The 8755-nt window shown below is 57.4% G+C and carries 10 protein-coding genes; 1 reads left to right on the plus strand and 9 read right to left on the minus strand.

The features are described 5' to 3' along the window. Positions 1-63 precede the first annotated feature (63 nt). From AKN84_RS40655 to AKN84_RS40680, 9 genes are all read right to left on the minus strand, one after another. Complete coding sequence (locus tag AKN84_RS40655; protein ID WP_050425979.1) at positions 64-1026, minus strand: D-2-hydroxyacid dehydrogenase; 963 nt, start codon at positions 1024-1026, stop codon at positions 64-66. A gap of 648 nt (positions 1027-1674) precedes the next feature. Then, positions 1675-2307, minus strand: a complete 633-nt coding sequence (locus AKN84_RS49700) for an ABC transporter permease (RefSeq protein WP_244485750.1) — start codon at positions 2305-2307, stop codon at positions 1675-1677. Positions 2308-2465: 158 nt separating this feature from the next. Then, complete coding sequence (locus AKN84_RS49705; protein ID WP_244485751.1) at positions 2466-3242, minus strand: ABC transporter permease; 777 nt, start codon at positions 3240-3242, stop codon at positions 2466-2468. A gap of 12 nt (positions 3243-3254) precedes the next feature. Further along, positions 3255-4313, minus strand: a complete 1059-nt coding sequence (locus AKN84_RS40665; RefSeq protein ID WP_050425983.1) for an ABC transporter ATP-binding protein — start codon at positions 4311-4313, stop codon at positions 3255-3257. 181 nt (positions 4314-4494) lie between these two features. After that, positions 4495-4833: an extracellular solute-binding protein gene (locus tag AKN84_RS50185; RefSeq protein WP_283805584.1), complete on the minus strand. Its 339-nt coding sequence runs from the start codon at positions 4831-4833 to the stop codon at positions 4495-4497. Beyond that, positions 4766-5170 (minus strand): extracellular solute-binding protein, encoded by a 405-nt coding sequence (locus AKN84_RS50190; RefSeq protein ID WP_283805585.1) that lies wholly within the window; start codon positions 5168-5170, stop codon positions 4766-4768. Before AKN84_RS50190 ends, AKN84_RS50185 begins: the two co-directional genes overlap by 68 nt. Before the next feature lie 23 nt (positions 5171-5193). Beyond that, positions 5194-5532, minus strand: a complete 339-nt coding sequence (locus tag AKN84_RS49710; protein WP_244485752.1) for a type 2 periplasmic-binding domain-containing protein — start codon at positions 5530-5532, stop codon at positions 5194-5196. 495 nt (positions 5533-6027) lie between these two features. Continuing rightward, positions 6028-6354 carry an acyl-CoA dehydrogenase family protein gene (locus tag AKN84_RS40675; protein WP_347337386.1) on the minus strand — a complete coding sequence of 109 codons (327 nt, stop codon included), beginning with the start codon at positions 6352-6354 and terminating at the stop codon, positions 6028-6030. A gap of 60 nt (positions 6355-6414) precedes the next feature. Then, a complete protein-coding gene (locus AKN84_RS40680) occupies positions 6415-7314 on the minus strand; it encodes a D-2-hydroxyacid dehydrogenase (RefSeq protein ID WP_050425981.1) in 900 nt (299 codons plus the stop codon). 636 nt (positions 7315-7950) lie between these two features. On the opposite strand from AKN84_RS40680, the gene AKN84_RS40685 reads away from it, so the two are divergent. Then, a partial coding sequence (locus tag AKN84_RS40685) for an MFS transporter (RefSeq protein WP_128971609.1) occupies positions 7951-8755 on the plus strand: 805 nt, incomplete at its 3' end.

Raw genomic sequence — 8755 nt, forward strand, 5'->3', positions numbered from 1 at the left:
AGACGTCCGATGTTCGAACCACCGAATGACCGCCGATTGCCTTGGTGTTCCTGCGCAACGCGGTCAATAACCCCGAGTCAGATCGACGCGATTCTTCAGCGGCTGCCCATTGATAAAGCGCTCTATGTCGTCGGCAAAGATCGAAACAACCGCTCCGTATACCTCGTCGGACCTCCCCGCCATGTGAGGAGTCGCAATCACATTCGGCATATCCCACAATGGACTGTCCTTCGGAAGCGGCTCACACTCGAAGACATCGAGCATCGCGCCGGCTATCGCGCCAGTCTTAAGGGCTCTGATCAGCTCAGCTTCCACAACGATATTTCCGCGGGCGATGTTGATCAGAAATGCGTCGTGCCGCATGCGTGCGATCTCGGACGCACCGACGAGCCCCACCGTGTCCGGTGTCGCTGGCAGCGCCAGGACCACGAAATCACAGAGCGGCAGAAAGTCCTTTAGCGCATCGAACGCGAAAAGCTGATCGACGCCTTCAACATGACTGGAAACATCCTGCTTCGAGCCGACAACCGTCATCCCCGCGCTCTTCGCACGCCGAGCGATCGTCGCCCCGATCGAGCCAAGCCCGACGACGCCCAGCGTCTTTTCAGCGAGCGGGGCGATAAACCGCGGCTTCCATTGGCGCTCTGCTTGCTCGCGGAGAGATTTACGGAAGTCCCAGTGCAACATTGTCACACCGGCCATCACGTAGTCTGCTATAACATCGCCATGGATCCCCCGCGCGTTGGTCACCGTTACATGAGCCGCCCTGTCCCGGGCGGATAACATGGAATCTACACCGGCCCCAGTGCACTGAAACCAACGCAGGTTATTCGCCTTGTGGAGCACCTCGACCGGAAAGCGAAATGCGAGCAGCGCGTCTGCTTGTGCTATGTGCTGTTCGAGTCCCTCCGGATCCGGCGCTACAATCGTGCGAACGTGTGGGAAGCGCTCCTTTGCGAGTCGTGCGTAAGAGTCGGCCTCAGGGTGGTTAAGAACAATCGTAAGCGCGGAGTTTTCAAAAGCCATCTTTAGCCTCTCCGAGAACAGTCCTTCTTTCAGACGTCATGGTCGCCGAAACTGAGCAAGGCATCGACCGCGCGTCTAGATGCGCCGGCATCAATCGCGGCAAACGCGAATGACCGGCGTGGCCCGACTCATCACAGGCGACATGATGTGCGCCATGTTGATGTAGACGCCCATTCAGTTGTAGGTGAAAGCCAGCGACTCGAGATCGATCCAGAATTTGGCAAGAGACACTGATGACCAGGTTGCTATGGCCGAGAGTTACCTCCCAAGCATAGGTGCGGACCAGTCCGCTGGTCGGATGCAGGATAAGGACGAGCACGGATACTGTACGCAGGCGCTTCGAAAGCGGTGACGATCAGATAAGCCGTGGAATAGCCGATGATGACGCAGATGGTCTGGGCAGAGGGCAGCCGGCATTTTGCGACACCCGGATCCCGGCGACTCATCTCGTTATCTCCAGGAATGCGCCGGCAACCGTTGACCTCGACAGCCACCAAGTAATGTAGAACGCGAATAGCCAAGCCACAGGGAGAAGCACAAGCATCGATGCTACTGCGGCAATCGTCGGATCGATCTCGTGGCGTATGTTTTCCCACATCTTCAAAGGCAGAGTGCGGATCGAGAATCCTGCGACTAGCGACGACCACCTCATCGAAAGAGTGAAGGAAAGCAAACAGGGCGCCACCAATGACGCCGGGCCGAACCAGCGGGGAGGGTCGCTCTCGTAAAGGCGCGGAGCGGATTGGCACGCATGCTTTTCGCCGCCAACTCCAAGCGCCTGTCGAAATTCGCCAGTGTCGCAGAAACAATCACCACGACATAGGCGGTAGCACCGATACTGTGAGTCAGGACGAGGCCGGTTTTCGTACCTATGAGTCCGAGTTTGAGCAATCCGAGATACGCGGCAATACCGACGACGATGGTAGGAATTGTGATCGGTGTGAGGATCGCCATCGTCAAGATACTGCGGGGCCTCGGGAAGGTTCGGCTGAGGCCATAAGCCGCAAGCGTGCCGACCATGGTCGACACCAAGGTGACCGCGAGACCGGTTTGAATGCTGGTCCATGCGGCGTCGGTCCAGGATGGGTTATTGAAGAAGGATCGGTACCACTGGAGCGAAAGAGCTGACGGCGGAAATTGCAGTGACGGTCCGCCGCTGAACGACATGACGACAACTACGACGCTCGGAAGCAGCAGGTAGAACATGACGAGCGCGACAAAGGCCGTCCCGACCATCTTCCACAAACGGCTTTTGCCCGCGGCTTGGTACAGCGTGCTCACCCAGCGCTGCGCCCGGCACCAAGTGACGAGCTCATTGAAATGGCGCGTTGGCGCGCCGAATGAGCGCACCCCATTCTGCGGAGACTTCCATACTGGTCTCGACGCGCGACCCTGCGCCGCAGAAAGGTCGAGCCCGAAAATGCCGAGCACGACTGCAGCTACCCCAAAAGGATGAAGGACGAGGCGGCAATGCGCGCCAGATCGAAGGAGCTTTCAACCTGAGCTGCGATGAACGTCGACAGCATGGCGTCACCGAGCCCGCCTAATGCAGCCGGCGTTATGTAGAAGCCAAGGCAGAGCACGAAAACCAGCAGCGAACCGCTGCGGACGCCTGGCAAGCTGAGCGGGAGAAATCCGCGCCAGAACGTAGCAAAGGAACGCGCGCCCATGCTACGGGCTGCCGCAGTGAGCGACTTGTCGATTCCCAGCATGACGCCGACCAGAGGAAGAACCATGACCGGGAGCATGATGTGGACCGTGCCGATGTAGACCGCCATGCGGTTGTAAATGAGCGGTACCGGATTAGAGATCAACTCAAGCCTGAGCAATAGATTATTGATCAGGCCGGTATCGCCAACGATTACGATCCACGCGTAGGTGCGCACCAGAACACTCGTCAGATAGGGAATGATGACGAGCACGAGAAGTACCATGCGGAGGCCCTTCGACACGGCTGCGAACAGATAGGCGGTGGGATAGCCTATGATGACGCACATGGCCGTGGCTATGACGCTTACCTCGACAGTCTGTAAGAGGACGCGGACATTTGCTTGGCGATTGAAGAATGCCTCGTACTTGGTAAGCGAAAAGACCGGCGCATTGAGGCTCGTCAGAAATAGCAGAATGGCCGGTATGCCAAGAACCGCAAGCAGAATGGCCAACGCCGGAAAGGTAAGCGCAATTGACATCCGACCAAGCCTGTAAAGCGTGTTCATCGGTCTTGTCCTCTATGGCGCTTGCGCAGCAACGAATCGAATATCCGAGCGCAGCCATTCGAGTCGCGCCCCATCTGCTGGTTGGAGGGCCCGTCGCCCTGATGCGACGTGCTCGCTCACGACAAGCACAGTGCTGCCGATGCGTACATGATATTTCCGCAGCGGGCCGGCATAGATCATGTTGTCCACGATTCTAGTGACGGACTGGTACTGCTCAGCGTCGATGCGCTTCGGCGCATCGAGAGTGGCGATGCAAATTCGCTCCGGCCGAATCATGGCAACTGTGCCAGGCCGCTGCGCGGCCTCGGATTTGATCGTGAATCCAGGATTCTCAAGGATGTTCGCCTCACCCAGAAACTTCGCGACGAACTGCGTGGCTGGCCGGTCGTAGATTGCCTCCGGCGTGTTGGTCTGTTCAATCCGACCGGCGCGCATGACGACGATGCGATCCGAAAGCGTCAGCGCTTCGTCTTGGTCGTGTGTGACGCAGACAGTGGTGATACCAAACTCTTTGTGTAGACTCTTGATTTCGGTCTGCGTCTGCTCCCGCAAGTTGCGATCGAGTGCACCGAGCGGCTCGTCGAGGAGAAGAATCGGCGGATCAGCTATCAAGGCGCGAGCAAGTGCGACGCGCTGTTGCTGACCTCCGCTCAGTTGAGAGGGCATCCGGTCGCCCAAGCCATCGAGATGCACGCGCGCGAGAATACTGTCGACTCGCGCGGTCCTTTCGACAGCCCTCATGCCGCGCATTTCAAGCGGGAACTCGAGATTGCGGCGGACGTTGAGGTGTGGAGACAGGGCATAGCTCTGGAAGACAATGCCCTGATCACGTCGGTAAGAGGGAACGGCGGCGACGGATTTTCCTGCGATGAGAATGTCTCCGTAGTTTGGGGACTCGAAGCCGGTAAGCAGCATCAGTGTTGTCGTCTTGCCGGACCCGCTTGGGCCAAGAATGGTTAGGAATTCGCCGCGGCGAACGCTTAACGAGAGGTCCTTGACGGCAGCAACTGGTCCGTCAGTCTTGGTTACGCTCCGAAACTCGATTTGAGCGAGAGGCACGTCGTTCTCCATCGCTTCATTACCTGCAACGGCGCCGAAACTATTCACACGGGCGTTCACGGAACAGTCAATCTGTTCGCGTTTATTGAAAGCGAGGACATCCGGCATGACGACTCCTTTGGCAATGGTGTTGGCACGGGGATCGGCAATCCTCCGCCATCGTCATGCCACACGGTCTCGATGACTCTCAGAGCTAGGTGAAAATCCACTCGTTCCAGCGTTCGCGGAGCCGGTCGGAGTTGGTCTTTCCGTCTGCCGCTCGCTGGCCGTACCATTGCCCATTCATAACAACGCTACTGGCCATATAATGGGGATGGCTTGGAAGCTTACGCGCTAGCTGCTCCGAAAGGAGTCTAAAAGCGTTCCGATTGGTAGGGCCTTCCGGATAAATCTGCGCGAAAGCAGCCTGGCGCTCCGCACGGGTGGCGAATTCAATGAACCTCTGCGCCTTCTGGGCACTTGGGCTACCCTTCGGAATCGCCCAATGGTCCCACCACCTTGGACTGATTCCAATTGATCTCCATCGCCCCACCTCGGGAAATTACCACACTCGCTCGTCCGTCATAGGACTGCATAAGGTCGGCTGCCTTATCGGTCATTATCTGCTGGACCTCGGAGCCGACGGTCCACCACTTCCGAATATGCGGCTTGATCTTGTCCAAGCTGGCGAAGATCCGGTTGATGTCCATCGGATAGATTTTGTCTGAAGCTACGCCATCGGCCAACAAGGCCCTCTCGCAAGGCCCCTCAGTACCATTTCGTCCGGTTACTAGTGAGCGGACGCCGGGGAACTTCTTGACGTCACAGAAGTCGGCCCAAGTGGTCGGCCGCGGCTTGCCAAGCGGGTATTTCTCGGTGTTGTAGACCATGAGGTAAGAGTAGATCAGTTGTCCTACTCCGTACGGGTGCTTGACGAAATCGAAGAGACCTCCAGCTTGTCTTTCCTAAAGATCGAATAGTCGATCGGCTCGAGAAAGCCTTGCTCCCCGGCAACAATGGTCGAGCCTTGGCTGAGGAGAACAACGTCAGCCGTGACGCTATTGGTTTTCACCATTAACTCGAGCTGAGCAAAGTTAATTTGGTCGGTGATCGGGGTCACCTTGATTCCCGTCTCTGCTTGAAACGGCTTCAAGTAGGCCTCGATTGATGCCTTTGCTACGTCACCACCGTTAACAATAATTCGCAGCTCGTCTGTTGCCGCCGCCCGGGCACGGGGAACTAGGGAATTCATAGCGCATGCCAAGACGGCGGAGGAGCCCGCCTGCAGGACCCTCTGCGGTTCATCAGACGGCCCATGGTTTCACTCCCTTCGTTGCGATTGACGCTCGGCGACGATCATCTGTTGTGCGAACGATAGGTGTGGCTCAAAGCCGATTTTCTCCGATTTTGGGGCTCGTTCAGTCAAAATCCAGCGTTGACTGCACGAATGCGAGCTTTTGGGAGTTCCTCCTCGACGCGTGCAAGACACCTGTGTGGTCTTACTAGCGGTATACCGTTCGAAGGTCCGCGCAACGCCAAATTCCAGGTCATGAACCTCTCTGCATGGTGTAATCGACATGCCGACTTGGGTGAAGGCGAGCGGCCGCCAACAATTACTTGGGGCTGCAGATCAAAGGCGTTCCAAGCCTTACGCTGGCCGGAAACGAGGTCCTTGAGCGGCGCCATCGGCTAGCGCCATGAACGGCTGCCGTCTAGCGTAACAGAGACCACTGCAAAGTGGACTTCATCATCCTGAAGCGACGTGATTCACGCCGGCACAGCCATATTCTTCGGGAATCGTCGGACCCAAGAAAACTAGATTGCCCGTTTCGATCATGATCTCGCGATTGAAGCGTTCCTCGGCGAAAGCCGAGACCGCGCGAGGCAGGAGCTTTTCACGCGCGTAGTGATGCGCCGCCTCCCGGATCATCCGCTCCTCCTCGCTAAGACGTGAGGCAAGGTCTAGTGGGATCGTCCCAGCTATACGTCTTCTGCTGCGCAGCATCAGCATCCAGCGCCATGCTATTCCTTTTCGTTTCGAATTGCCGAGCGGCCAGCGTCTATCTGAGCGCATCAACGAGATTGGAGCGCGAGATGATCCCGATCTATGTTACCCGAGCGCTACAGCCGTCGCTTAGTAACCCCGCTTTACATCGACCACGTTGCGAATATGGGGAGTCACGATGACATTTGACATCGTCCAAAGCGAACTATCGACAGGCAAGGGCTCTCGTTCAAAGACATCGAGCAGCGCACCGCCGATGGTTCCTAGTCGGAGTTCATCAACAAGCTCGTCCTCCACAACGACTGAACCGCGGGCGATATTCACAAGGAAGGCAGTGCGACGCATCAACCGAAGCTGATTGCGACCGATTAGCCCAATCGTCTCCGGAACGTGCGGGACGGCTAGTACGACGAAGTCAGAGAGCACCAGGAGATCGTCGAGGCGTTCCGGCGGTAACAGTATATTCACGCCCGGCACGGGCTCGGAGACGTTACGCTTGCTTCCAACCACCGTCATGCCGGCACTTCTTGCGCGGCGGGGAATCGCCGCGCCGATCGAGCCAAGTCCAACGACACCGACAGTTCGCTGCGCCAGCGGCGCGACTTCTCGCTGCCGCCACTCCTTTCGGCACTGCTCCCGCATCAGTCGCGGAAAGTCCCAGTGCATCATTGTTATCCCTGCCATGACGAAGTCGGCAATGATCTCGCTTTGTGTCCCGCGCGCGTTCGTGACCAAGAGCTCGCCGAGCCGGTCCCGGAGCGGCAGTACAGAGTCGATGCCCGTCTTGCTGAACTGAAACCAGCGCAGCCGACGCGCCTTGTTGAACACCTCGACAGGGAATCGGGAGGCAAGAAGGACGTCTGCGCCACCGATGTGTCGATCTAACGAGTCGGCGTCCGCGGCCGTTACCACGCGCACATGGGGGAATTGAGCACGGGCTCGAGCGGCGTATTGGTCCGCACCAGGACCGTTGACGAGGACGGTCACCGCGTCGACAGCCCTTGGCGACGAGAACTTCATTATCGACATACGCCACTTCTCTCGCAATTTAGGCCGATCCGCCGCATCCTACGATGACCGAAGCAGGCCCTGACCGCGCTCGAACGAGCGAGTGCCCCGCCCGAACGGCACACGCAGTCGCTCGCTCAGGGCGACTTCATTGCTGTGGAATTCGGCTACGGCGCCGTAGAATGTAAAGAACCATCAATGAACGCTCACAGCGAAGATCGTTCAACTTTGCAGGAATCCAGCAAACTTTTGGCTTATGCAGCAGTTTTCGAATGTTGGCGCAGCTGTAGGCCGAGTAAACAATCGGCCTGTGCCTCCACTGCCGTCTGGGCGTTGCGCCAAAGGCGTCGCATATGTCATGTCGAACGAAGGCTGTAAGAATGCGCGCCCCGCTGTGATCGCAGCTCCATCAGATTCGCAGCGCACGATTACGCTGCCGACAGCACTTCAGGATCGTTGATCCAATCACGAACTGCTGAACCAATAGGGACGTTGCGAGACTTAAACGCCGGTGAACGGTAGGAGTGGAGCGACGCTTAATGTAATCATTGCGTCGAGGACCGAGAACGGTGCAACAGCGATGCATTCAAGTTGCAATCCCGCGAGCAAGTCGCGAGTCAACTCGATGGGTGACTGGAAGGCAAAGGCACAAGGACAATGAACAGGGTGGCGCGCGCAGATGCGAAGGTATTATCACCAAATCCATTAGCGCCACTTAGAAACTGCACCTTTCGACTGATCTGGCTTGCCGCACAGGTCTCCAGCCTTGGCACACTGATCCAGACAGTTGCCATTGGCTGGCTAATGGCTACTATCTCGAATTCCGACTTGACGGTTGCACTGGTTCAAGCGTCTTCGACGCTGCCGACATTCATCCTATCAGTCTTAGCGGGGGCGATTGCCGACAATTTCGACCGTCGCAGAATCATGCTCGCGGCCCAGTGCTTGATGGCGACAGCATCTGCCATGCTTACCATTACGATAGCGCTGGGCTTTGTCGATGCATGGATCATTCTAAGCTTCAGTTTTCTGGTTGGATGCGGTGCCGCTCTCAACAATCCCGCTTGGCAGGCGGCAGTGGGCGATATCGTAGACAGACGCGATCTTCCGGATGCGATCACGCTTCTTTCAGTCGGGTTCAATACTGTCCGAAGTGTCGGTCCGGCGTTGGGCGGCGTTCTCGTTGCCTCATTTGGAGTACTGACGGCCTTTGTCGTAAACACGTTGAGCTATCTGGCGCCATTGGGAGCAATCTGGTGCTCCACATGGAAGGTGCGCTCTTCAGATCTGCCGCGCGAGTCGTTGAGTGCAGCGATTTATGACGGAGTGCGATTTACGGCGATGTCTTCGGAAATTAAGACATCCATCGCGCGGGGGACCTTATTCGGCTTGACCGGCATTTCCATTCTCGCGCTGCTGCCCCTCGTGGTTCGTGACCAGTTGACAGGAGGTCCAATCGCGT

The organism is Bradyrhizobium tropiciagri (assembly GCF_001189845.1).
Taxonomy (GTDB): Bacteria; Pseudomonadota; Alphaproteobacteria; order Rhizobiales; family Xanthobacteraceae; genus Bradyrhizobium; species Bradyrhizobium tropiciagri.